Below are 23,700 nucleotides of genomic sequence, written 5' to 3' on the forward strand. Positions count from 1 at the left end.
TTCCTTTATTCTTCAGCAGTATAGCTCAATTTAGCTTCTCTAAGAGTTATTTGGTTTCCTTGTATTTCTGACTTATCAATAACAAATATGTTTTTGCTTTTAAATAGCATTTCAAATACGATATCAAAACCCACCTTATCTATATATGAATTGTCAATAATAAAGTTATTGTCTAAAAACGTTTTATTAATTGTAAATACTTTACTTCTGTTAATGTTTTTGAATTGATCATCATAAGAAAAAAAAGTAGAACAGCTCAAAATAAAAGAACCAGTTTTCGAATTCTCATGGCTATAGGAATAAATATAATTTATTAGATCTTTATTTTTTCTACTTGAATCATCAATTTTTGTAGTTTCTTTTGATTTCTCAAAAAGAACAAATAATGTCTCATTATCTAAATTTTCAGTATTCCCTTTTGCCTTACAATTAGTTAAACATATTAAAGAGAATGCTATTAGAATTATTTTCATGTTAGTTACACTTACTAAGTTTGCCTATATGTATTACTTAAATACTTTTATTTTTCGGTATAACTACTGCTCCAAATTACAGGATACTTAATAATTTTATTATTATTCTTTTCCAGAATGAATATTTGTTCATAGGCACTACTTGAAAACAAGTCCTCCTTTCTATTATTATCCCATTTTTTATTCATTTCCTCGATAGTAGAGAACTTAATTTTTTTTAAATAATCTAAATTACAAGTATCTATTTTTACTTTATTATTTAAAGTAAATTGTTCATCACAAATTTTAAATAGAGTACGTTTTTTACTCATTTCTTTTCTATATTTTAAAATTTGCATCTTTGAGCCACTCCCATCTTCTATCAAGCATTTTTCTTTTATATAGGATTCAAAATTTAAGAATATGGTTTCCTTTTTAATTTGTGCATTCAAACTAAAAAGAAATAGATAGAGTGATGTGTGAATTAGTTTTCTCATTGATCATAAACTCTTTTATCAATAATTATTCTTCTGGTGGATAATCTAATTTAGCTTCACGAAGTGTGATTTTATCCCCTTTAATTTCTGACTTATCAATAACAAATATGGTTTTACTTTTAAATAACATTTCAAATACGGTATCAAAACCTACTTTATCGATATATGAATTGTCAATAATAAAGTTATTCTCCAAAAAGCTTTTATGGATTGAGAATCTTTTAGCAGGATTAGTGTTATTTATCTGATCATCTAAAGAAAAATAAGCGGAACAATCAAAAGTAAAAAATTTAATTTCTGAATTATAGTCAGTGTAGAAATACAGATAATTTTTTATTTCTTTATGTTTTTTATTCTTTGATAAAACATAAGATTTATTTGTACTCTCTGATTTTTCAAAAAGTACAAATAACGTCTCGTTATCTAGATTATCAGTTGCTTGTGCTGTTATATAATTAGTTATTATTGAGAAAAATAGCGTTATTATTATTGTTTTCATATTAGTTACATTCTTTACTAAGTTTACTACTAAGTCTTCTATATCCTTGATGTATTAGATTATTGCGAGTATTATTTTTTATTTCTTCTATGAAACTTTCTGTTCTATCTACACCAGCTAGAGAAATATTATAGAAAAAATCATTCCAGCTAAAAGGTATTGGACCGTTAATTCCTGGAATATATAAAGGTTCTGACACTGCATCCCTATGGCGTTCAATAATCAAATCATCTCTGATATCGTTCAAAATCTGTACCATATTAGGTATCATAAAATCAAACATAAACTCATGCTGCTCTTGTGTTCCACAGGTACCATCGTGATATTCGTTAATTAACGTTTCAAATTCTTTATTATTTAAATTATTAAGTGTTAGACCCAATTTACAATCCAGCATTTTAATAGAAATGTACCCATGAATACTTTCATGTATTATAGTTTTGGCTATATCTAAAACAGAACCTGTTTGACTTGTTCCTGTATTTAAAATCTTCTTATTTATTAAAATAGTTACATTTGTTTTTAATAAATTTCCATTCGAGTCTTTTTTTCTATCTCTTATTTGAGCCAAACCATTCGGTTCTTTTCCTGGAGTTATAGAACGGATACCTTCAACAATTTTAAACTTTACATTAAATCTTTTACTGTCCTGAAATAAATTCACGAATAACTTCTTATAATTTGGAGACTTTAATATTTTGTTATAAATACATAAAAACTTTTGAGCTACATAACGATCGTCTGCTGTTTGCGGAGAATTAATCTTGTCTAAAATATCACTTAAATCAATATCGGTAGGTGATTTTAAACTAGCCTCATAGTTTTCAGCAACGTATTTAATAGAGCCGTTTGCTATAGATTGTTTGATAAATTCAGCAGGAACGATATTACCTGAAAACAAATCAACAATTCTCAAAGCATCAGATTCATTGTCATATAATAATCTCTTTTGTTCAGTATCTTCAATTTTTAAATCTTCAATTAATTTTTGAATACGTCCACCTCTTACAACTTCTGCTCGTAATGGGTTTACTGTATTAGGCCCATCATTAAAAGCTAGCATGGTCGAGAACCTAGAAACAATATGAGGATTGGCTTTTAACCATCTTTTTTGATAAGCATTGGTGATATCAAGCTTTCTAACGATAGAAAATAGATTTCCTCCTGATACAATTTCAACTCTAATCCCTGTTCTTGTTGATTGCCCTCCATCTAAATCTGCTGCAGCTAATTTATATAAGTTTTCTAATTCTTTGGCTTTATTAGGATCATCATTTAAAAAGTTAAATTGATCTATATTGGTGATACTAAACTTATCTACTAAAAAGTCCACACTAAAATTGGAACCTAACGGTGTGTTTGCTAGTATATTATCAAATAAGCGATCTAGTAATGCTTTGTGATCTGCTTTCGCTCTATTTATATTCCAGTACCCTCCATTATATTTTTCATATAAAATAATTTCCCAGTGATTTGGATGGAAAGGATCTAATCGCTCATCTATGGCTTTGCTAATCTGATCAATAATAAAATCAGTGTTACCCATTTGTACCTTGTCTCCAAATTTAAGAAACAGCGCATTTAATCCTGGAGGAATTATTCTAGGTCCACCTATTAGTCTTATATATTCATCATAATGCAATAAAAATTGTATGTAACTTGCCTTATTGTAGATATCGAGACCTCTATGATAATCATATTTCTTTTGAAATGCTGCATTCTTTATTTGAGGAGTAATGGCATTATTTTCTACAAGTTTAGTCAATACTTTACCTAACTCTCCATGCTTCCACGAAAACTCAACAATTTTTGAAATAGCTTTACTGATTTCGTTTCTAACCGCACTAATATTTCGTAAACTACCAATGGTTTGATTCCCATACTTTAGCTCTCGGTATAATGAATTATCAATATTTCCTGCTTTTAGCTCAGCTTCTCTCTGTTTTAAAAGTTTTAATCCTTTTTTCATCTTAGAATTTTCATTTCCTAACGCTCTCCATTTATTTTGTGCCTCGCTGGTATATATGGATCTACTTTTATCTATAAACTGATTTTCAGTATGTCTAAAGTATGCTGTTCTTGCTTCAGGGTAATTTGGAAAATCTTTACGTAGTTTTCCCTCTATTCTATCATTAAGAATAGAAGTTTGTCTGTTATACCATTCAATAGCTCCTTGTCGAGCTGCTAAAATAGCTGCTCTGTCATTGGCTAAAGCAGTTTCAAAAGCACTACCAAAATTACTGCTAAAATTAAAAGTAAAATCTTTGGGTTCTCCAGGGCAATCACACGGAGGAAGTTCTATACTAATAATACCATCTGGAAAATCAAATTCTTCAGGTATACTAGGTTCAACGGGTATACTCGGCCCTGAAGGATCCAGTGGGTCTACAGGTTGTTCTGATGGTATTTGTGCAAATACACATTGTGCTATTAAAACACAAAATATGATACATAAGTTTTTAATTTTCATGCTTTTTTAGTTTTTAATAATCGTTTCAGTTTTCTTTTCTCCATCTACATATACGGTAATTACGTACATGCCTTGTTGCAATTGATTTCCATTTAAGTAATAGATATATTCTCCTTCCCTTTGCTGTTTTCCTTCTTCAATAATTTGATTACTTCCTGTATTTAAGTGTGTAGCTTCAATACGAATATGACTCTCTTTAGTTAGGTTATAGGCTACAAATAATTCAGTACTGAAAGGATTAGGATACAGTTTGATAAATTTGGTATTAGACGCACCTTGTAAATGTTCTAAGGCTTCCTGCGAAATTTCAACACCGTTCTGTGTTTGCGTTTTTCTTTTGGTAAGAATCATTTTAAAATCTCCTCCTAATTCTTTGAGCTTACTTGCATAATTAGTTAAGCTTACTATTAGGTATTCTTTTTCATCTACTAATTTGATACTAGCCTCGGCATGTTTAATTAAATAGTCAATCGTCTTTTCTGATGGTGTTGCATAAAAATTACGATCCAATGTAATTTGCAAATCATCAAATATAAATTCGTCGGCATATAGACTAGCTGTACCGGAATTACTATAGTTACCTGTAGCTAATTCATAATTAAAATTAGGTTCTTGTTCGCCCTTTTTAAAAGCTATTGATACGGGTATTTGTTGTACTACTTTTTGTTCTGACCAATCCATTTGTAAAAGCGTACCATCCCATGTGCCGGAAAATGCAGACGTTGATTTTTTGATTCCTTTTTTACTGTTTTCTAATACCTTTTTTTGAAAATCGGTAAGTTCAAAGCTTGAATGCTTATGCTTTTCCATACAGGAAATCAGTGTAGTTTCATTCAAACTGTTTTGAGTTTTAAGTAATTCAATAGCTTTGTCTCTGTCTTGACGTACACCATTTCCAAAAAAGTAAGACATCGCTAACCAGTGTTTTGCCATTGGATAGGAACTTTGTTCAAATAATTGAACTGCTTTTTCATAATTTTGTGGTACTCCACCTAAGCCTTTGTAAAATAAGTATCCTAACGCATAAGTACCTTTCTGATTCCCTAGCTCATGGGCTTTTTTGTACCATTTTTTAGCTTTTTTAATATTAACATCAACGCCATTTCCATTTTTATACAAATCTCCTAAATGAACCATAGCTAAACCATGGTCTTGTTTAGCAGCTTTTTTAAATAATGTAAAGGCTTTTAAATAGGTTGCTTCTGTTTGTTGAACTTGGTATATCCTACCTAATAAGAATTGTGCTTCTGCCTCTCCTTTTTCTGCACATGGTTTTAGTAATTCAATAATTTCAGGATAGTTCTCTTTTGAATTCGGAAGGCTTAATTCGTGGTTTACAATTTTTAAATTAAGCTCACAATTTAGTTTTTTTTGTGCCTTTAACTTTGAGCATAGCAATAGCTGTAAGACACACGTTATAATTAGTGTTCTCATTGATTTTAAGTGTTTAAATTTGGGTGCTTTAAGTGTGTTAACTTCTTAGTTTAACCGTTTTATGAATCTGTTTTTTTCATTTGAGTGTATTAAATATTATTTTTTAGAGTTGGTTACTTTTCGTTACTACAATATTAACAGTTAATATATAGATAGTGGTACGGTTTTCCCGTACTTTTGGTGCGGGAAAACCGCACTTTTTTAAGAGATAAAAAATATTAAGGCAAGTAAAAACCCCACCAGAAGCAGGGTTAGAGTATTTAACTTCGGCTTATAGCCTTATTATATATTTATAATTTTGAAATCAACTTACATCTTAAAAATCTTTAATCTATAAAGTTTACATAAATATATAACACAGAATAAACGTAAATAGAATCACATTAATTCCAATACAAATATATGTACTTAATTTTGTTTTCTTAAGATTACTTCCCTCAATATTGTCAAATATCTTCATCGGTTGTTTCTGTAGTTCCGACTAACTACTCTTTGTTTATAATGTGTGTTATAACTTTAACTCACTATTTTAAACCGTTACTATTGTTAAGACAAAATAAAAGCTTTTAAATTTGAAACTGGTACGGGTGACCCGCACTTTTTTTAAACTCTTACTCTTTACAGATACAAAATAAAGGCTTTAAAATTGGAGAGTGGTAAGGTTCAACCTTACTTTTGGTAAGGCTGAACCTTACTTTTTCACTTTTTTTCTTTGATTTATTACGGTTTACCACAAAAAAGTAGATTTTCGTTTATTATTGTCTTATTTTCATAGTCATTTCAAAAAATAAAACCCTTATGGTTGAAAAAATCAAGATGCTTACCCTGAGAGCTTTAGTAAGTGATGAAAAATTAATGTATGGCTTGGTATTAAAAGGTGGAAATGCGTTACAATTAGCCTACAATATTACTGACCGAGCTTCATTAGATATCGATTTTTCAATTGAAGGTGATTTCTCTCCAGAGGAATTTAAGCGTATTGAAATGATACTTTATGGTTTACTAAATACCGAATTTGAAAAGCATAATCTCTATGTATTCGATATACGCTTTATAGAAAAGCCCAAACAAAATAAAGTAAAAGAGTGGAAAGGGTATCTTCTTAATTTCAAAGTTATTGACGCTGATTTGCACGATCCTGATGATGTAGATAAATCTAGACGTTTAGCACATAAAATTTATCCGAATCAGTCTACGCAATTTCAGGTAGAGATTAGTAGCTATGAATACACTGCAAATAAGAAAATTGTGGATGTTGATGGTACAATATTCTATGTATACACCCCTGAGATGATTGTATTTGAAAAAATACGTGCCTTATGTCAATCCATTCCTGAGTATAGAGAAATCATCCCTACAGCTCGTCAAAAAGGTCGTGCTCGTGATTTCTATGATATTTGGAATTTGTGTAATTCCTTTGGTATTGATTTTACTTCTGAGAAGAATAAAATCATGTTCAAGAATATTTTTGATGCCAAGCTCGTTCCAATTCATTTTTTAGATTTATTACCACAGTACAAAGACTTTCAAAAAGAGGATTGGAATAGTGTAGTAGATACACTCACAGCAACAGATACTAAAGGTTTTGACTTTTACTTTAATTTCGTTATGGATAAAGTTAAGGATATTAAAAACCTAGAGGATAATACATATTCCAAGTAGTATCTAACTTCGTAGTGGATAAATCATACGTCAAATAAAAAAGGATGGTACTCACCTTGTTTTGGAATGGAACTATTGCTGCTTTAGAATATCCAGCTCGATCCATATAAAAACCTATAAGCTGATGAAAAGGGTAAATATAGTCTAGCTTATCCAAGTAGCGGTCTAACTTTTTAGGATCTATTTTGTCTTTTGCATTTCTAAAGGCTTCTAGCACTTCAAATACCCCTCCTGAATAGGCAGGGCGAACAGCGATATCAATCAAAGTGCGTTCTAAATCGGTTACAGCGTAACGATCGATTTTAATAATTCCCACATGAACAGATTCATGTTTTTTTTGGAGAAATGAATATTTGAAATTATTAGCCTTTGAGATGTAGATATCATTACTTGTACGCTGCTTTTTTTTAAAAGCTCGATCCACTGCTTCCTGCTCTAAAGTTTTAGGTTTAGCATAAGAAGGCATTTTGTACATATCATAACTGACATATATTGTTTTAGGAATTTGTAAGGTTAGTTGATGGACTTGCATGGCGCTATAGTTTGACAAATACCCCTCTTTTTTAATGGTCAGGCCAGTATCGAAATTATTAGCATTCTCTTTGGACCATATTTTTTTTTCAGAACCTTCACTGTCCTGGAGAACCTGAAGGATAAGGATCTTATTATCTTCTATAAAATCAATAAAACTTTTAATATTTCGATATGCTGCAATACGCCATAGTTCACGGTTTGTAACAAAAATTTCACGAAGATCATTTAGCGTAAAAGCATACATTGGCGAAGCTTCAAAAAAAGCAATGATGTGATTTTTTGCTCTACTAAATGATTCAATTTTCATAATGATACCATCATAGTCTAATATATTAGACTATGTAGCAAAGGTAATGAAAAATTTTGACTTAATCAAGTTAGTTTTTCTTTTTGGGCGTTGTAACCTTGCTCTCCCTACAATAAATACCCCTAGTGTAAACTTTCTCTAAGAGTACGTGAGCTTCTTTTAGTCGCTTCCGCCTCTAAGATGAAGTAATACCCTATGCGCATTGGATTTCCGACCAATCAAGAACGCAATGGATTTAAACACTTTTGAATCAGAACTTGACAGCACCTAACTCAAAGTAGTAATTCAATAGGTATTTGCCTGTAATATACTCGTTTTGTGCTTGTATCGAACTATCACAAAACGAATTCTTTTCCTAAAGAACCAAAAGGGATCGGTCTCGTTCCACGCCTGCAGCTCCTCCTATCGTCATTTCTGCAGCCACTACACGAGGGAATTCATCAACATAAGTACGAAGTTCAGCTCGCTGGATTTACCAATCAAATTTCTCTTCATAAAAAATCGGAACCCCCTAAAGGTCTCCCCCAATTTTTCACTTGAAAATTTGAGCGAAAACCCAGTCTAACACTGACCTCTAGTACAAATATTGTTTCATTTAAAATTTATGTATTATGAGTTCACAGGAATTTCTACAACTAGACTTTGGTTTTAATGATGAGCCTACCCCTAAAAAAGCCACCATAATTGAACAGCCTTCTAAAAAAGACAGCGAAGAGTTTGTTTTTACGTTTATGGACTGTTTGACAGCTCCCGTTATTGTATATCCTTCTCAATGGCAAAGTGCCATACCAAAGCATGTGTTAGAAAATATTACCATCTCCAGAATGTTCACCTTAATGTCAGGAGAAAAAATGGCTTCACTAACGGAAACATTGGCCTATATGATACCACGTACTTTCGAACATCCATTACCGTATGGTTGGACTAACATCTACACCTGGCTTGGATTTCAATATGTTAAAAGCTTTAAAAGAGAGTTAGTAGAAATGACAAAAGAAGTTGCTCCGGAACAGCTTTCACGAGATGAAGAAAGAGATCTAAAACACTTGCGCATTTGGATCTATGAGAAAAGAGTAAAAGCACTCAAAGAAAGGATGAAGTCTATTAGAAAAGAGGAAGTAAAAAAAACTCCAGTTCAAAAGGATAAAACCGACACTATGAATTTATTTAATTCTTAGGAGTATACCAGGTATAGTGATTTGTCGCTATACCTTTTTTTGTTAATTATACTATTATCCTTTTGTGATGGTATCGAACCATCATAAAACGAATTCTTTTTCTAAAGAACCAAAAGAGATCGGTCTCGTTCCACGCCTGCAGACCTTCCTATCGTCATTTCTGCAGCCACTACACGAGTGGGATTATCAATATCGGTACAAAGTTCAGCTCGCTGTATTTACCATCAAATTTCTCTGCATAAAAAATGGCATGAACCCTCTTCGCTTTTCTCAGGGGAACCCATCCAATTTTTCACTGGAAAATTTGAGCGAAAATCCAGTCTAACACTGTGCTACAGTACAAATATTGTTTAATCATTAAAATTTTTTCATTATGAAATTATCACAAGAGCTGTTAGCTGAACTTACCACCAATTGTAGAAATTGGGACACTTCGGAATTATTCCAACTTATCGATGAGTTAATTATAACTGATTGCTGGAAAATCACCTTTAGCAAAGAAATAGACCAAACTGCAATATACTATGAAGTAGATGCAAAGCTGTTTCAAGGCCAAGTCCTAATCACTTTAAACTTTATGGATTTATTTAAGATCTATTACATAAAGGATGATAAGGTCGTTGAGATAAAAAATGACGTGTATTTAGATGATCTGCTAATGTCAATAGATGAAAAATTAGTGCAAGGAGCACCGTACTTCTTCTAAAAATCTGGCTTTTTCTCCTGTGCCAACAAACAGGAGATTTTAACTTTAAAATACTTAATTATGAAAACCTTTTTTACAACTCATAGATTTGATGATTGGCATAGAGAAATCATCGTAGATCAAAACAATAAAATTCATGTGATGGTCGACGGTTATCCGCATGAAATTACTCCCGATTGGGGCGAACCTCTTTTCCCTATTAAAGAGTATGTGTTAAAAGAGAGAACTTACTACATCTTTGGCGCTGAAGTTACCAGCTTAATTAAAAACCAAGTAAGCGAAGAAGAGATCATTTCCTTTTGTAAAATAAAGGGAGATTTTGCGATTTTCTGTTTCACCGAAGGGGAAACAACATCTATGCAATTGTTGGAACAATTTAGCGGTTGGAATGATTACACAATGATTGATAAATCACTCTATGACACGCTAACAGAGGTATAGAACCTAACAAAGAGTCGTATTAGTACGGCTCTTTTTTGTTTATTGTCCTCCCACCCACCCCATTCAAACGCCATGTGGCTTATAAGCGGTCTCATTCCACGTCTGCAGCCCTTCCTATCGTCAATGCTACAGCCACTCCATGAGGGGATGTAATCAATATGGGTACGAAGTTCAGCTCGCTGTATTTACCATCAAATTTCTCTGCATAAAAAATGACATGAACCCTCTTCGACTTCTCAGGGGAACCCATCCAATTTTTCATTGGAAAATTTGAGCGAAAACCCAGTCTACCACTGGCATGAGTACAAATATTGTTTAATCTAAAAATTTAATTATTATGTATTTAAGTTTCAAAGAATCTCTAATTTGTGTTGGCACAAAATTTAAAATTGGTAGTCGTAACTATGAAATTGTAGAATTTGTAGGAAAGGACAGGATTTGGGTTTATAACCCATTAGAAAAGAACCATTCTTATATTTTGGAAACCAAGCAATTTATGGATATGCTGGGAAATGGGGTTTGTACTTTACTCTCTGAAATTTCAGAAGAGAACAAAATCTTTCAAGTGTTTTCTCCTGATGGGATTAGCCTGTTTGAAGATACCCATTACAATACAAAAGATGATGCTTTAGCAGCATTTGATAAATGGACCTTGCGTTTCAATGAACAAGGGTATTATTCCTCAGTACAAGGGAACATTGATCTTAGTGAGCTTCGAGACCATTGTACCCTTAAGGTATTTGATAAAACAAAGTGTAACACCTTAGAGTTAACGATTTATTCATCTGAAAGTATTCTAGGATGAAAAAAGTAATAAGTCTAACACAGGCTAAAGCAATATGGCACTTCGTGGCCATATTTGCTTTTGATAGTTCCGAAAATGTTGAATGGCAAATCAACGATGATGAGCAAGATAGTAGTACTTTAGATCAAGTACTTGAAATCTCAGACTACTTATTTATAGAAGATTATGTGAAAATAAATCTTAATAATCATGATCTGAGTGAGTGGACAACATCTGAGTTATTCTATTTTCTGCAAAGTATACATCTAATTGCACCAGATGACAACTTTGAGGATTGGATGCACGATAGATCAGATATGATACAACTATGTAATACGATCTAGTATCACATCTAATTCCTGCAACACCATACGTGTATGGTGTTGCTTTTTAAGTATTTTAGCAATTTTCAATGTATTAGAAATGAAACACCCAAATAAACAACAACAAAAAAATCAAGAAGAGTTCCTTAAAAACTGCCCTGAAGATCAAAGAGAATTTCATGCACGTATGTTTCGTCTTGGCAATGTTGCCTATAGGTATCACACCCGATCTAAAGATTTTGAGCCTACAAAAGAGCTATTTAATGAATGGCTTGCCAATATGCCAGATAGAGGCTTTGCAGATGTGATGAAAGAAAAAGGTTTTGAAGAGGCTAAAACGGCAGCCCCTTTTACACGCTTTGTAATGGAAAAGAATGATATTGGTTACGATGAGTTTTTAAAAGCGCATCTTTCTGAGGATGATTACGCCTATCACCTTTCAATGAAAGAAAAGTTAAACGATTAACTCTTAGTTATTCAAAATCCCCCATTTGAATAAAGAGCTTTTCTATTTCAAGGCAGATTAATCGGTGGCTATAACCTTCAGGTACTTTTGGAATAATCCCAAATGCCTTATCAAAAGTATCAAACCACCAGCGAATGATCTCTGGATCTTCTTCTAAGTGTTCACTCTTGATGCTTTCATTATTTAAGTGTCTCATGAAGGTTTCATCTTTTATGATTTCTTCCCTTTTGAAGTCGATTTGAAATTGAAGTGTATTGAGTGTTTCTTCAGGAATTACCTTCCCTGAAAACCCCATAAAATTATTTTCCTCACTATTCATTACCTAATTTGTTGTTGTATTAACGTCTTAAATATAAGTTATTTTATCCTTTGGTCTTTCTTGTTTTAAGATCTTCCTTACTCATCTTATAAATTAAAATACTGCCTATCTCTGGTAAGATAAGCAGCATCTTTGGTAGCTTTTACCTGTGAATTGCGTGGCTTGCTGCCTTGCCTAATTCTTTAAGTACGATGCGTATTTTTAATACTATTGAATTATTATCGACTTCTTTTTCTTCGATAAATAATTGTGGTTTTGTTGCTACAATTTCAATGTGATCTTGTACTTCGATGTTCTTTACTTTTTTAATAGAATCCATAATTAAAAGGTTTTAGAATTAATATTTGTTTTCTTTTTTCGTGCAATGAACTTTAAAACCAAAGCGAATTAAATTAGCAATGAGGGATCGAAATTGTGTTTTAATTTTTGGTTGTTCTTTTGCTTCAGAAAAGAGAAATCATTGTTGTAAAATCCTGGTATGGGTACTATTAATTTGTAAGGGTGTACTAGCTGTATAAGACCTGAAAATGTAGTTACTTACTTATTGAGTGTATTGTAGAAAAATATGCTTTGTAGGGCGTTAAAAACTGCTATCCTTACAATAATTACAATGCTGAAAAGAACTACTATCATAGCTAAAGCTTCTTTTAGTCGCCTTATCTATAATGTAGCTCTAATTCCATATTTTGTAATTGATTTTCATACTATCAGTAACGCATGATCCCTGCAGGGAAATAGTTTTTAATCTCTGGCCGCTTCGCTTTGAATTAAAAACACTTTCCCCTTCCCTACTCTTTTGAATAAGGAATCCTCAATTGTTTATTGTTAACCTCACGGGTTATTTTTAGGTCATGGTTTTTGTTTCCATCCAGTTGGCTGCGCAGAGCTTGCAGAACTGTATGGAATTACAAAAACATCAAAGCAAGAAAAAGGTTAACACCACTTTCTTACTTTTCATGCCATAAAAATACTCTTGACGGACAAGTCAAGAGTACACAATACAATTTCGTCTGCATCTTTTTTTTATTTCATTAATCGAATGGAAGTCTTAAGCCCCCTCCTGGTTCAAAACGTACACTATTCATTATTTAACAATCAAACATTTTATTAAAAATGACATGAACCCTCTTACGCAAGCTTCAGGGGAGCCCATCTAATTTTTAATTACAGTCATACTTCCTAAAATATTTGTCCGTTATATGAATAGTGAGTTATACTGTTGAAGTCGGGGTGATTAAACTTTACATTCGATGAAATAATTTCGGGGTTCCTAATAAGAATTTTCAATTCTGAATGATATATCGATAGATATATACTATATTAAATATGTTTAGTATAGTATAATAGTATTAAATAATGTTGTATATACTGTATATATGTAGTATATTTAATATATAATAATCAGGCAGTTAGCCAATAAAATCAAATTATCATGAGTATTAAAAACAAAGTACAATTAATTGGACATGCGGGACAAGATTCTGAAATCGTAGATTTAGAAAGCGGAAAAAAAGTAGCGAGAGTTAGTATTGCTGTAAACGAAGATTACAAAAATGCTAACGGAGAAAAGCAAACAAGGACAGAATGGTTTAATTTGGTAGCTTGGAATTCTGTGGCTACTATTTTTGAGAATTACGTTCAAAAAGGTAAGAAAATTGCAATTGAAGGAAAACTAACCAGTAGATCCTATGAGGATAAAGGAGGAACTAAACGTTATGTAACGGAAGTTTTGGTTAATGAAGTTTTATTACTTAGTAACAAAGAATCTGAATAGTCACATCTAAAAGCAAACATGGGGTATACTCGCCAAAGCCTACCCCATGTTTTAAAATATTGTTTAATACTAAAATTTAGTATCGTGAGGACTAAATTAATGAATTTAATCCATACTTACCTGTATATTTTAAAGAAATAGTTTCTTTCTCTCTTCCACTTTTAATGTTTATATATACTATATGGTATAATATGAAATATGTTAAATCAGTTTAGTATGTTGTATAGTATGATATAAGTTAAATAGTATTTAACAATATTTATTATATTTTATCTATTAAATAATGTTTAACAATGTTTAATATACTGAATGTATTTAGTATATTGCATACACTTTTAAATTAAAAGAATGAAAACAATCACAAAGTGCTATATTAATAGTAAAGGAGGGGTGGGTAAAACAACATCCGCTGCAAATTGTGCAGCTTCTTTAGCTATTTTAGGATACAAAATTTTGTTAGTCGATGTTGATTCGCAAGGTAATCTATCCAAAAACTTTGGCGTTGATAAATCGGAGACTACGATTTATGACGTTTTTATGAACCAACCTTTTGAGGTATTAAATGTTAGGGAAAACATCGATCTTATCCCTGCTAATTTAGATTTCTCAGGAATTACCTTGAAAATTCAAGACGTACTATCAAGAGAGCTGATCTTAAAAAGAAGGCTTACAGAAATTCAAGATCAGTACGATTTTGTGATTATAGATTGCCCTCCTGAAGTCAGTTTAGTTACCATTAATGCCTTAGCTTGTAGTAAATATGTTACTATTCCAGTAGAAGCAGCACAATTCAGCTTAGATGGTATAGATCAAATGATAGAGTTTATTACTGATGTTAAAGGTGCTGTAAATGAGGACTTAGAAATACTAGGGATTTTACTAACGAAGTATGACGAGAAATTAAAACGAAGTAAGGCTATTTTAAGAGAATTTGATAACAATGGATGGACTCCAGCTCTTTACAATACCAAAATTAGAGATGTTACTGCCATTGCTGATGCTCAGTTTGAACATAAAACCATTTTTGAGTTTAATAATAAAAGTAACGGAGCTGAGGATTATATGAATTTTACAAAAGAGTGTATTAAAAAGATAGAACAATATGGATAATGAAGATAAAAAAGGTCTAGCTGGTTTATTGGCAGGAGGGAATAACAAGAACACTACCCAAAAAACCACCAAAAAAGAGCCAGCAAAAACCAAAGTAGCTAAAGTTGAAAGTTCTAATGTCGATAAAAAAGAATACAAGAGACTCTATATTTATGGTTCATCACAAGATTTGCTTTACGATATCGCTTTTACAAAGTTTAGTAATGGAGAATTCGACTACACTTTTGGTGATGCAATAAAAGAAGGTTTGGAGCTCTTGGCTAAATCAATGAAAGTGAAAGTGAAAAAAGCGCCTGAGTCTTTTAAAAAGAGTAAAAGAGGTAAGTAGTATATACTATGTTGAATAATGTTAAACAACACTATATATATTAAATAGTGTTACATATATTCAATAATTAAATAACTGTTTATAATACGTTTTATACTAAATCAGGATTTAAGCTGTTATTTAAAATAATATGGACATGAGTAAGTTAGCTAGATTAGATAATATAAGAATAGACCAAAATATAGGCTACTATATTGATAAATTGAAAAAATACAACGAGGATGAAGACCTATTAAAAAGTTTACTCCTATACATGTGTTTCAATTTTCAAAAGAATCTTTTCGGATATTCTACTTTAGATCCTACTCATTTTGCAAGTGTGATGAATCATGGTGTCGAGAATTTAAAGCGAAAACACCCTAATCCTATTTATCACAAATATTCTGGTCGCTCTAAAGAAGAAGCTGAAATGCTTCAGGAGAAACACGGGAGGGTATCAGCTTACCGTATTTTAGATTCTAGACTAGAAAATGCTTTACTGATATTAATGCACGAAGGAACCCTAGATACATACCTTTCAAAAAGTGAATATGCTGAGATTATAAAACTTTCTGATTTTCGATTTATAGAAGATATTCAAGTCGTGATAGAAAAGCGTAAAAAAGCAAAGAAGCTTACTTACCTATATAAATTAAGTGAACAGTTTGAATATAGTTTAAAAAAAATGTTCTTTAACGCTAATATTTCAACCTATAACACACTTAGAAAGAAAAACCTTGAAGATTGGTATTTGAAACTTAAAAATAGAATCAACATTTGTTCAAATAGGGGAGAGAATCAAATAGTATATTCAATACAAGAGCTTGCCCAGGTAATGAATATTTCGACGGAAACCCTCGGAAAGAAAGGAGGATTTTCAAGAGTGAAAAACCGTATAAATGATAAATTCAATAACACATTTTCACCTGCTGTTACTAACGAGATAGAACAACTTCAACTTTCTTGGGTTAAAGGAAAAGGGGCAAGAACTTATAATACACCCATTGTTAAGTGGAAAAATAAAAGCAAAGAAGAACTAAAAGCGCTAAATAATATCATTTATACCGACATATTTTTCACTGAATTGTTTAAGGATTTATCTGTTTATTATTCAAATAATTATGAAAAGTTCTCGCACGGTGAAGCCATTATTTATGAAAGATTTCTTTTATGGTTATTATCTCCTAAAGATTACGAAGTGAAAACAAGTAAATACGTGTCTAATTATGTGGACTATAAAGGTAGGCATGATGATGTTCAGAGAGATGCGATTAGTTTCTTTGAGAAAATAATAAACATTGGTAAGATAAATTTAGTTGAAAAAATCGTTTATTATAATGACGGGAGATACGTATTTAAAAACAAGTTCAAAGGGCAAGAATTTGAATATTTAGAGATCAAAGATTTGTTTTTTGAACTGACCCAACACTATAAGTTTTTTGAATCACATTATATGAAATTGATTTTGAAATAATTTACGCTGTGTTCAGGTTGGGGTACTATAGTTTTTGTCAGACCAATGAGAATCAAAAAAGTATTTTACGCTGTGTTGAAGTTGGGATAATAGAATTTATTTGATTGTTCCCTTTAATTCTACTCGTAGTATTCTGATTGCAATAGTATTATCCTCATGTTTTTCTAATGGACTACGTAATTAAAATGTGTAGGTACTTTCTTACTTATTCTTACATAGGATAAAAAGTCATTACGCTGTGTTCAGGTTGGGAGAAACAATGAATATCGCTGTGTTCAGGTTGGAATATCAAAATTTACGCTGTGTTGAAGTTGGGATAATTAATTTTTACGCTGTGTTGAACTTGGAAGAACTAATAAATATCGCTGTGTTTAACTTGGAATGCCAATATTTACGCTGTGTTAAAGTTGGGATATTAAAATTTACGCTGTGTTGGAGTTGGAAGAATACAAAAAACAAAAAACTCCAAATGATTGAAAAACAAGGGTTTGAAAATTTACGCTGTGTTGAAGTTGGCATCTATTTAATAAAACCTTGAGCCCCGAAACATAAAACAATCTTCAAACCTATCTTCCTGCCCACCCACCCTCCTGCTCAAACGCCGCGAGGCTAAAAAAGGAAAGTAGTGCAGTTCTTTTCCAAAAGAACCAAAAGGGAGAACAAAGGAACAAGTTGCAAATTCATCTCAAAAAAGACCTTGATACGCCGAATTTCGCAATTTTTAGCCTTAAACGACCATTTAAAACAAAAAAACAAACTAGGCGCTCGAATTTTTGTTTCAGGCGCTTAAAACGGCTTAAATTGCATCGTTTTTAAAAATGATTTTTTTGATTTTGCGGCTTTTTTTACAAGCTCAACTATAGATAAAATCTATACTTTGGTGACATTCTGTCAAAAAAAAGCCGCTAACAAAAGCGGCCGTTATCTGCAAATTTGCACATATGTTCACGAAAGGGGTTCTCACATCCCTAACGCACAACAAAAATAATAAAATTTCTAACGCTATGATTTTTAAAAGGTATCGAACCTAAAAAAAATCAATAGGGTATCGCTTATTTGGGAAGGCTAGGGGGAATCTTCAAGGGCTACAATTCATAATAAATTGGTGTAAAGGTAGACCCGTAAACTATTTGCTTTCAAATTTCTCTGCATAAAAAATTACATGAACCCTCTTCCGCAAGCTTCAGGGGAACCCATCCAATTTTTCATTGGAAAATTTGCGCAAAACTTTACTCATGGTCTGGTAGTTACACAAATTAATTATTAACTAAAATTTGTAAAATTATGTTCAAATTCAAAATTGGTTCTCACCTCGTAACAGTTCAGAAAGTTAAAAATCCTAAGAGACCAAAACGAACTTTTTGGCAAGTGCTTCAAGAGTTCGGTAAAGAAGCTGCTAGAGTAACACAGCAGCATTAAACTCAACTTTGGACCGCCTTCGGGTGGTCTTTTTTTATTCACCGTAGCCAGAACTGGAGGATCAAAACATAAAAAACACCCTTTTGAGGGTGTTTGATTTCACGTTCCGTGAGTCGAAGGTTGTCGCCACGACATGGCCTCCACTATTTCAAATGTATTGATTTACTACTCTTTTTTTCTTAATAATACCTTAATTTTCAGGCTCTACCCACATAAATGGGGTGTCACATTCACCGCAAATGATATGCAACCCCTTTTTTCCCCATAGGTGCGTTTCGCAAGCTTCGCATAGATACTTTCCTTTTCCTCTTTTGTTGGGGATTTTCTCAATATCTGAATTCTGATGTACTTGTAATAATCGATCATCTAGGTTTAAATCTAAATAAACTGGATTCTCAGATAAAAAAACTTCGTTTTCTATGCCCTGAAAATTCTCAGGCAATTGCTTTTCTTTTTTAACTCTGTCAAACCATAAAAGTTTGAACTTTTTGTGTTCGATTAATTTGTTTGCGGCCTTTATAAATTTTCCTTTTGGGATTGGATACTCCTTCATATTTTGGCCAACTTGTTTTCCTCCTGGTTCTCCTGTTCTGGAGGGCATGAGTCCAATGCTTTGCATTTTTTCAGCCCATTCTTTATTGTGATACGTGCGCTTGGATGGTTCTCCAAAATGATATTGCCACAAGTGGCACATCTCATGTGCTAATGTTTGTAAAATTTCCACGAGCGGGTATAGGTCAAAATAGGTGGGATTTATGGCGATTTCATCGCTCTTAATTTTACTATCGTTGATCCATCTTTCAGGCTGAAAATATCCTGCAGTATTGGTTTTTCTAGTGACTGTTATCATGCAGGCAGGTAGTTGTTTATCAAATAACTTTTGATTCAGGAAATCGTATAAAAATTGAAATAGAGAATAAAACTCTTCAGTGGGTTTATGTGTTTCCATAATTTGTACCGTACGCTACATTTTTAAGACGTATAAATATAGTCAATATTGTGTAGGGTTCGCTAGAGTAAATTTTCATATTCCAGTAGGAGGTAAAAGCCCGGTTGTTAAGGCAGCGCCTTAATGCATTTTGCAGTCCAAATATTTGTATGTTACTTTAATCTGGAGATCATAAATAAATGATTCATGTGATCACCCTTGTTTTTCTATTTTCCTATGTTGACTTTGATTGCTTTTGTGTAGCGTACGCTATATTTTTTCTTTTGAGGGGTACTCCCCGATAAATAGTTAATCTCGCCAATCCGACTATTTTTTTTCAGTATGCTTTTCAAAAACAAATTGTGTAGCGTACGCTACAATTATTTTTTCAAATTGTCTTTTTTTATTTCTGTTGTTTTCTTCCCGTCGGGTTAATTTTTTGTGGACATTCTTGGTAGGGCGCAGTACCTCCTTATTCGATTAACTCCTACCCTTCGTTTCACTATGGGGAGGAGCCAACCGAATGAGGTACTTCTTTTTTATGGATCTTGACGAGAGCTCCACCCTTTTCCACTTCTTAACCCCAACCCTTCGTGCCTTCAGGTAGGGGAAAGAAGCGGAGGGCGCAGCCCTTCGTAAGATCCATAAGGTCAAATTCCTTTGACCGTATATGGATAGAGCAAGCAGGTATCGTATAGAATACGATAATACACACAATATCAGTTACTTATGTTTTTGGTGTTTTACAAAGTGTAAACATTTTGTTCTTAAAATTACGTTAAACCTATAATAATAAAGGGATTAGGGCGTTCACAAATTGTACACAACCGCTTTTTAATCAACCAATGAGAATCACTTCGGCGACTCAAAACAGGCTAAAATTAATGCCTGGAAAAACCTATGAGCATCGTATTATTTTGATGCTCGATTACTTCGATGCTACGGGTGCAAATCCTGAAAAGAGAATTGCAAATCCGACCGTCGAAGTTGAAAGACAAGTTGAGCGAGTTGTTAAAATATTGCGCAGTATTGAGACTAAAAAAATTGATCCTTTATTAAAAATTTCAGAGAAAATTTATGAAAGCAGGGGAGTGGTTTCTACTCAAAAAGAAGTTCCGTTTTCTGCTGAAGAATTAGAACAAATTGCGGCAATGGGGGAGCAGTTGAAAAAGAAAGATCAGCAAATTTCTGAGTTAGAAACCACTATACGAGACGGTCAAAAATTATCAAAAAATGAAGAAGATTCAAGTTTTGATATCAGCGATTTTCAAGAGATAAAATCAATTATTGAAAATCTAGAAGAGTCAAAAATGAGTAGTCAAATGGCACGAGATTCCTTCCTTATCAATCGAAATATTTTTACAGATAGTATTAAGAAAATAACACAAATAGTTTCAAAATATGTTCGTTAAAATCGATAGGCCATATGAAAATATTGGAGGTGATAATAAAGGATCATCGTATAATATTTTGACCTATTTGGAGAAGGAAAACGAGGGTAAAGATGATGAAGATAAATCTCGTTTTTTTAATCAAAATGATGATGAATTATATAAAAATCAGGCAATGGATTTGCTGGATAATAACCATAAAAATTTAGGTACTAATGATGCTAAATTTTATTCACTTTCGATTAGTCCTTCAGCAAGAGAACAGCAACATATTTTGGCTCATATTGGGGTAAAAAGGGAGGTAAATTCTTTGGAAGAATTAAGCCAAAAAGAACGTGAACTTTTTGAAAAAGAACTACAAGAGTATACTAAGGGAGTTATGAATTTATATGCTGCTAATTTTAATCGTGGTATTACGGCAAATGATCTGGTGTATGTGGCAAAAGTAGAACACCAAAGACACTATAATCATAAAGATCCAAATGTGATGCATAATAGTGCAATTGACCAACTAAAATTTAAGATTAGAAATGCTGGTATTGTCGATAAAATAGCCCTTAAAAAAGAGCTAAAATCATTAGGAGATTATAAAAGGCATGCTGATGGTTCTATCATAAAAAAAGGAGATCAAAAACCAGGTTTTAACTCTCATATTCATGTAGTTGTTAGTAGAAATAATAAGGACCAAAACATGAAGCTCTCACCACTTGCCAAGCCAAGACTTAACACAAAACATAAAGTACCTGGTAATGATAAAGACTGTACTATTGGTTTTAATCAACAGGTATTTAAAGAGGTGAGTGCTGAGTATTTTAATGAGAAATATGACTATAAATCACAAGAGAAAGAGCAATTTGATTCTAGTGCTAAGGAGTATCAAAGAGATCCGAAAAAACAAGAGATACACCTGAAAACCAAGAGGGCTTTACAGCAAGCCAAGCACCATATTTTACAAGGCACATTTAAGACTGAAGAGAAGGTAATACGACGTGCATTTACACCTGTAAAAGAGCTAAAAAAAGAGCTGCGTAAAAGGGAATTGACGCTCAATATAAAACAACAACTAAAAGGAATACTGACTGGAAAATCGCTAGAAAAATGAAATTTTTTGAGGTACTAAATAGTGGAAATTACAAACTAATATTGTTTACGCTCTCTGGAGTACTACTTTGTTTTTCAATGATAACGATCGCTTTTCAGATTAAATTATCTAAAACATTTATCGTTAGAGTTTTACTTTCTGTAGTTGTTGGTTTTGTCCTTAGTTTATTAGGCTATTTACTTTTCAATCGTTTTGTGATTCCTATAGGTCTTACAACCTATATCAATAACATGTTTATTCCTGGTACTTTAGCAAGTTCATTTTACATTGGATATTCATTTATTACCAAAGATGATGAAGAACTTTTAGAGAAAAGAAAGCCTACCCGTACCCCTAAATTAAAGGACAATAATTTTAGATTTACTATTGAAACTTCAGGGGATAAAGACCTAGTTCATTCAGATCCTTACGATAATTTTCTAGTGGTAGCTGGAGCCAATTCAGGAAAGACAAAAAGTATAGGTCGTCAACTTTTAAGAGAGTATATAAAATTCGATTTTGCAGGCTTTGTGTATGATCTTAAAGATTTTGATTATACAAGGGTAGTAGCCTATTTATTAGAAAAGGTGATAGTGGATTATCCTTTCACTTTCTACTACATGAATTTTGTTGATCCTTCAAAATCCTATCGATGTAATATTATCAAACCTAGCTTACTTAAGGTCAATGATATTGTTCAGAATTTGGAAGATTTTGCACGTAGTTATATGGGAAAAGATGCAAAAGAAGATGAATGGTTTGAGGGAGGTTTAGGGATCTTAAAAGGGGTAGGGGTACGATTTTACTATGATTTCCCACAGTATTGTACACTGCCTCACATTGCTCATTTTATACTTCAAAATTCTAGTGGTCGAGTAAAAACCTTTTTAGAAGGCCGTCCAGAAAGTAAGGCGCTTGGAAAAGCTTTTATTGATACTTCACAAAGCACCCCAAAAGCTGCGGGTTCTTATTTAAGTTCCATATCTGGAATCTTAGGAAAATTTGCGTTTAATAAAGAGATCTGTTATGTGCTTAGTGGAGATGATTTCGATTTTAACTTAATAGACCCAGCACAACCAAAACTGTTATGCGTTAGTAATAGCTATGGATTAAAAGATATTGTATCGCCTGTAATATCGATGATGATACAAATGTCAGCAAGGCGTTTTTCGCTTCATAACAAGATTGATTTTGTTTATTTCCTTGATGAAGCGACAACTTTTAAGGTAAAGAACTTTGAGGAAATGCCCTCGGTGCTTCGTGAATATAAGGTGTCCTTTACTTTTATCACTCAATCCATAACCAAAATTGAAATTCCTTATACGGTTGCAGAGCGCAGAAGTTTGCTGAGTAATCTTGGAAACCAATATATAGGAAAGTCCACAGAAAGCTACAGTCAAAAAGTATTTTCTGAGCAATTTCCAAAAGAGGATATCATAAAGAAAACTAAATCGAAAAGTGCTAACTCCAAAGGGGGAACGACCTCTGGTATGAGCTACACTTTGAAAGAAGAGTATAAATATGAACCGCATTTTTTCCAACATCTAAGACCAGGAGAATTTGTAGGGAATGCCCAAAACTCAAATTTCTTAGACTTTCATTTACAATTCAATCAATTTTTAATTGATGAAAGTTACCAAGTACCCACAGTAAGAGAGGTTAACGATCAAACCTTATATAAAAACTTTGAAAAAATTATAGAAACAGTACAAAACTTATTTTAACATTAATGAACCAATTATGAGAAAACTATTTATCTCCCTACTACTACTATTGCCTATGTTGGCAAATGCCCAATCTTTTAGAGATGAAGTACAAAAAGGTATTAATCAATACTTTGTACCGGCTGTTATTCTTATAATCCTTATAGGGGCTGCAGCAGGATTAGGAAAGAACTGGAAAAATATCAATGACCCGCATGATGAAGGAAAACGAAAGGAGGGTGTAAAACAAGCTGCAATGATTGCTTTTTATGTGTATCTATTTGTCGCTGTTCTAGGTATTGCTGTTGGTTTAGCGACTTCTATTAGAATTAATATAGGTGGCTAGAAAGTTTAAAATACAACGAAAAATAGAACATGAACCTTTATTGTATGGTCTAACACCACAGTACTTCTATTTAATGATGCTTGTTGTGATGTGCA

Annotated in this window: 25 protein-coding genes; 16 read left to right on the forward strand and 9 right to left on the reverse strand. The window is 32.5% G+C overall.

Going from position 1 to position 23,700, the window contains the following annotated elements:
* Positions 1-5: 5 nt before the first annotated feature.
* From BVC87_RS19590 to BVC87_RS19610, 5 genes are read right to left on the reverse strand one after another with little or no spacing between them, the layout of a single operon-like run.
* Positions 6-473 carry a hypothetical protein gene (locus BVC87_RS19590; protein WP_075344104.1) on the reverse strand — a complete coding sequence of 156 codons (468 nt, stop codon included), beginning with the start codon at positions 471-473 and terminating at the stop codon, positions 6-8.
* 47 nt (positions 474-520) lie between these two features.
* The gene (locus BVC87_RS19595; protein WP_075344105.1) at positions 521-949 is read right to left on the reverse strand and encodes a hypothetical protein; all 429 of its coding nucleotides are present in this window, start codon (positions 947-949) and stop codon (positions 521-523) included.
* A gap of 25 nt (positions 950-974) precedes the next feature.
* Positions 975-1,448, reverse strand: coding sequence for a hypothetical protein (locus BVC87_RS19600; protein WP_075344106.1), 474 nt, complete (start codon positions 1,446-1,448; stop codon positions 975-977).
* 1 nt (position 1,449) lies between these two features.
* Positions 1,450-3,918: a hypothetical protein gene (locus tag BVC87_RS19605; RefSeq protein WP_075344107.1), complete on the reverse strand. Its 2,469-nt coding sequence runs from the start codon at positions 3,916-3,918 to the stop codon at positions 1,450-1,452.
* A 6-nt stretch (positions 3,919-3,924) separates the two neighbouring features.
* A complete protein-coding gene (locus BVC87_RS19610; protein WP_083629641.1) occupies positions 3,925-5,352 on the reverse strand; it encodes a tetratricopeptide repeat protein in 1,428 nt (475 codons plus the stop codon).
* Between the two features lie 798 nt (positions 5,353-6,150).
* Between BVC87_RS19610 and BVC87_RS19615 the strand changes: the two genes are divergently transcribed.
* Positions 6,151-7,014, forward strand: coding sequence for a nucleotidyl transferase AbiEii/AbiGii toxin family protein (locus BVC87_RS19615; protein ID WP_075344109.1), 864 nt, complete (start codon positions 6,151-6,153; stop codon positions 7,012-7,014).
* Here the strand turns inward: BVC87_RS19615 and BVC87_RS19620 are convergent.
* The gene (locus BVC87_RS19620) at positions 6,980-7,855 is read right to left on the reverse strand and encodes a type IV toxin-antitoxin system AbiEi family antitoxin domain-containing protein (protein ID WP_075344110.1); all 876 of its coding nucleotides are present in this window, start codon (positions 7,853-7,855) and stop codon (positions 6,980-6,982) included. The genes BVC87_RS19615 and BVC87_RS19620 overlap by 35 nt on opposite strands.
* A gap of 611 nt (positions 7,856-8,466) precedes the next feature.
* On the opposite strand from BVC87_RS19620, the gene BVC87_RS19630 reads away from it, so the two are divergent.
* From BVC87_RS19630 to BVC87_RS19655, 6 genes are all read left to right on the forward strand, one after another.
* Positions 8,467-9,033 (forward strand): hypothetical protein, encoded by a 567-nt coding sequence (locus BVC87_RS19630; protein WP_075344112.1) that lies wholly within the window; start codon positions 8,467-8,469, stop codon positions 9,031-9,033.
* Positions 9,034-9,406: 373 nt separating this feature from the next.
* A complete protein-coding gene (locus BVC87_RS19635; protein WP_075344113.1) occupies positions 9,407-9,739 on the forward strand; it encodes a hypothetical protein in 333 nt (110 codons plus the stop codon).
* A 60-nt stretch (positions 9,740-9,799) separates the two neighbouring features.
* Positions 9,800-10,180, forward strand: a complete 381-nt coding sequence (locus BVC87_RS19640; RefSeq protein ID WP_075344114.1) for a hypothetical protein — start codon at positions 9,800-9,802, stop codon at positions 10,178-10,180.
* 337 nt (positions 10,181-10,517) lie between these two features.
* Complete coding sequence (locus BVC87_RS19645) at positions 10,518-10,985, forward strand: hypothetical protein (protein ID WP_075344115.1); 468 nt, start codon at positions 10,518-10,520, stop codon at positions 10,983-10,985.
* A complete protein-coding gene (locus tag BVC87_RS19650) occupies positions 10,982-11,308 on the forward strand; it encodes a hypothetical protein (protein WP_075344116.1) in 327 nt (108 codons plus the stop codon). Before BVC87_RS19645 ends, BVC87_RS19650 begins: the two co-directional genes overlap by 4 nt.
* A gap of 79 nt (positions 11,309-11,387) precedes the next feature.
* Entirely contained in the window at positions 11,388-11,753 is a 366-nt protein-coding gene (locus tag BVC87_RS19655; RefSeq protein ID WP_075344117.1) for a hypothetical protein, read from the forward strand.
* A gap of 7 nt (positions 11,754-11,760) precedes the next feature.
* Here BVC87_RS19655 and BVC87_RS19660 read toward each other — a convergent pair whose 3' ends face one another.
* Both BVC87_RS19660 and BVC87_RS23540 read right to left on the reverse strand, forming a co-directional pair.
* Positions 11,761-12,072: a hypothetical protein gene (locus BVC87_RS19660; RefSeq protein WP_075344118.1), complete on the reverse strand. Its 312-nt coding sequence runs from the start codon at positions 12,070-12,072 to the stop codon at positions 11,761-11,763.
* Between the two features lie 142 nt (positions 12,073-12,214).
* Positions 12,215-12,391 (reverse strand): hypothetical protein, encoded by a 177-nt coding sequence (locus BVC87_RS23540; RefSeq protein WP_159439393.1) that lies wholly within the window; start codon positions 12,389-12,391, stop codon positions 12,215-12,217.
* 1,110 nt (positions 12,392-13,501) lie between these two features.
* Between BVC87_RS23540 and BVC87_RS19665 the strand changes: the two genes are divergently transcribed.
* The 5 genes from BVC87_RS19665 (at position 13,502) to BVC87_RS23875 (ending at position 18,156) form a co-directional block, all read left to right on the forward strand.
* Positions 13,502-13,846 carry a single-stranded DNA-binding protein gene (locus BVC87_RS19665; RefSeq protein WP_075344119.1) on the forward strand — a complete coding sequence of 115 codons (345 nt, stop codon included), beginning with the start codon at positions 13,502-13,504 and terminating at the stop codon, positions 13,844-13,846.
* Positions 13,847-14,194: 348 nt separating this feature from the next.
* A complete protein-coding gene (locus BVC87_RS19670; RefSeq protein WP_075344120.1) occupies positions 14,195-14,956 on the forward strand; it encodes a ParA family protein in 762 nt (253 codons plus the stop codon).
* A complete protein-coding gene (locus BVC87_RS19675) occupies positions 14,949-15,284 on the forward strand; it encodes a hypothetical protein (RefSeq protein ID WP_075344121.1) in 336 nt (111 codons plus the stop codon). The genes BVC87_RS19670 and BVC87_RS19675 overlap by 8 nt, the downstream gene beginning before the upstream one ends.
* A 136-nt stretch (positions 15,285-15,420) precedes the next feature.
* Positions 15,421-16,737 carry a hypothetical protein gene (locus tag BVC87_RS19680; protein WP_143569851.1) on the forward strand — a complete coding sequence of 439 codons (1,317 nt, stop codon included), beginning with the start codon at positions 15,421-15,423 and terminating at the stop codon, positions 16,735-16,737.
* Between the two features lie 1,284 nt (positions 16,738-18,021).
* A complete protein-coding gene (locus tag BVC87_RS23875; protein WP_262509532.1) occupies positions 18,022-18,156 on the forward strand; it encodes a hypothetical protein in 135 nt (44 codons plus the stop codon).
* 190 nt (positions 18,157-18,346) lie between these two features.
* Here BVC87_RS23875 and BVC87_RS19690 read toward each other — a convergent pair whose 3' ends face one another.
* The gene (locus tag BVC87_RS19690; protein WP_075344124.1) at positions 18,347-19,105 is read right to left on the reverse strand and encodes a SprT family zinc-dependent metalloprotease; all 759 of its coding nucleotides are present in this window, start codon (positions 19,103-19,105) and stop codon (positions 18,347-18,349) included.
* An 824-nt stretch (positions 19,106-19,929) separates the two neighbouring features.
* On the opposite strand from BVC87_RS19690, the gene BVC87_RS19695 reads away from it, so the two are divergent.
* The 4 genes from BVC87_RS19695 to BVC87_RS19710 are packed head-to-tail and all read left to right on the forward strand — an operon-like array spanning position 19,930 to position 23,605.
* The gene (locus tag BVC87_RS19695; RefSeq protein WP_075344125.1) at positions 19,930-20,496 is read left to right on the forward strand and encodes a BfmA/BtgA family mobilization protein; all 567 of its coding nucleotides are present in this window, start codon (positions 19,930-19,932) and stop codon (positions 20,494-20,496) included.
* A complete protein-coding gene (gene mobB / locus BVC87_RS19700) occupies positions 20,486-21,577 on the forward strand; it encodes a MobB family relaxase (RefSeq protein ID WP_075344126.1) in 1,092 nt (363 codons plus the stop codon). The genes BVC87_RS19695 and mobB overlap by 11 nt, the downstream gene beginning before the upstream one ends.
* The gene (locus BVC87_RS19705; RefSeq protein ID WP_083629643.1) at positions 21,574-23,280 is read left to right on the forward strand and encodes a type IV secretory system conjugative DNA transfer family protein; all 1,707 of its coding nucleotides are present in this window, start codon (positions 21,574-21,576) and stop codon (positions 23,278-23,280) included. Before mobB ends, BVC87_RS19705 begins: the two co-directional genes overlap by 4 nt.
* A gap of 55 nt (positions 23,281-23,335) precedes the next feature.
* Positions 23,336-23,605, forward strand: coding sequence for a hypothetical protein (locus BVC87_RS19710; RefSeq protein WP_143569853.1), 270 nt, complete (start codon positions 23,336-23,338; stop codon positions 23,603-23,605).
* Positions 23,606-23,700 lie beyond the last annotated feature (95 nt).

Source organism: Tenacibaculum agarivorans, from assembly GCF_001936575.1.
GTDB lineage: Bacteria > Bacteroidota > Bacteroidia > Flavobacteriales > Flavobacteriaceae > Polaribacter > Polaribacter agarivorans.

Coding starts and splice junctions, on each gene's coding strand:
- BVC87_RS19590 (WP_075344104.1), bottom strand. CDS start 473: ATGAAAATAATTCTAATAGCATTCTCTTTAATATGTTTAACTAATTGT.
- BVC87_RS19595 (WP_075344105.1), bottom strand. CDS start 949: ATGAGAAAACTAATTCACACATCACTCTATCTATTTCTTTTTAGTTTG.
- BVC87_RS19600 (WP_075344106.1), bottom strand. CDS start 1,448: ATGAAAACAATAATAATAACGCTATTTTTCTCAATAATAACTAATTAT.
- BVC87_RS19605 (WP_075344107.1), bottom strand. CDS start 3,918: ATGAAAATTAAAAACTTATGTATCATATTTTGTGTTTTAATAGCACAA.
- BVC87_RS19610 (WP_083629641.1), bottom strand. CDS start 5,352: ATGAGAACACTAATTATAACGTGTGTCTTACAGCTATTGCTATGCTCA.
- BVC87_RS19615 (WP_075344109.1), top strand. CDS start 6,151: ATGGTTGAAAAAATCAAGATGCTTACCCTGAGAGCTTTAGTAAGTGAT.
- BVC87_RS19620 (WP_075344110.1), bottom strand. CDS start 7,855: ATGAAAATTGAATCATTTAGTAGAGCAAAAAATCACATCATTGCTTTT.
- BVC87_RS19630 (WP_075344112.1), top strand. CDS start 8,467: ATGAGTTCACAGGAATTTCTACAACTAGACTTTGGTTTTAATGATGAG.
- BVC87_RS19635 (WP_075344113.1), top strand. CDS start 9,407: ATGAAATTATCACAAGAGCTGTTAGCTGAACTTACCACCAATTGTAGA.
- BVC87_RS19640 (WP_075344114.1), top strand. CDS start 9,800: ATGAAAACCTTTTTTACAACTCATAGATTTGATGATTGGCATAGAGAA.
- BVC87_RS19645 (WP_075344115.1), top strand. CDS start 10,518: ATGTATTTAAGTTTCAAAGAATCTCTAATTTGTGTTGGCACAAAATTT.
- BVC87_RS19650 (WP_075344116.1), top strand. CDS start 10,982: ATGAAAAAAGTAATAAGTCTAACACAGGCTAAAGCAATATGGCACTTC.
- BVC87_RS19655 (WP_075344117.1), top strand. CDS start 11,388: ATGAAACACCCAAATAAACAACAACAAAAAAATCAAGAAGAGTTCCTT.
- BVC87_RS19660 (WP_075344118.1), bottom strand. CDS start 12,072: ATGAATAGTGAGGAAAATAATTTTATGGGGTTTTCAGGGAAGGTAATT.
- BVC87_RS23540 (WP_159439393.1), bottom strand. CDS start 12,391: ATGGATTCTATTAAAAAAGTAAAGAACATCGAAGTACAAGATCACATT.
- BVC87_RS19670 (WP_075344120.1), top strand. CDS start 14,195: ATGAAAACAATCACAAAGTGCTATATTAATAGTAAAGGAGGGGTGGGT.
- BVC87_RS19675 (WP_075344121.1), top strand. CDS start 14,949: ATGGATAATGAAGATAAAAAAGGTCTAGCTGGTTTATTGGCAGGAGGG.
- BVC87_RS19680 (WP_143569851.1), top strand. CDS start 15,421: ATGAGTAAGTTAGCTAGATTAGATAATATAAGAATAGACCAAAATATA.
- BVC87_RS23875 (WP_262509532.1), top strand. CDS start 18,022: ATGTTCAAATTCAAAATTGGTTCTCACCTCGTAACAGTTCAGAAAGTT.
- BVC87_RS19690 (WP_075344124.1), bottom strand. CDS start 19,105: ATGGAAACACATAAACCCACTGAAGAGTTTTATTCTCTATTTCAATTT.
- BVC87_RS19695 (WP_075344125.1), top strand. CDS start 19,930: ATGAGAATCACTTCGGCGACTCAAAACAGGCTAAAATTAATGCCTGGA.
- mobB (WP_075344126.1), top strand. CDS start 20,486: ATGTTCGTTAAAATCGATAGGCCATATGAAAATATTGGAGGTGATAAT.
- BVC87_RS19705 (WP_083629643.1), top strand. CDS start 21,574: ATGAAATTTTTTGAGGTACTAAATAGTGGAAATTACAAACTAATATTG.
- BVC87_RS19710 (WP_143569853.1), top strand. CDS start 23,336: ATGTTGGCAAATGCCCAATCTTTTAGAGATGAAGTACAAAAAGGTATT.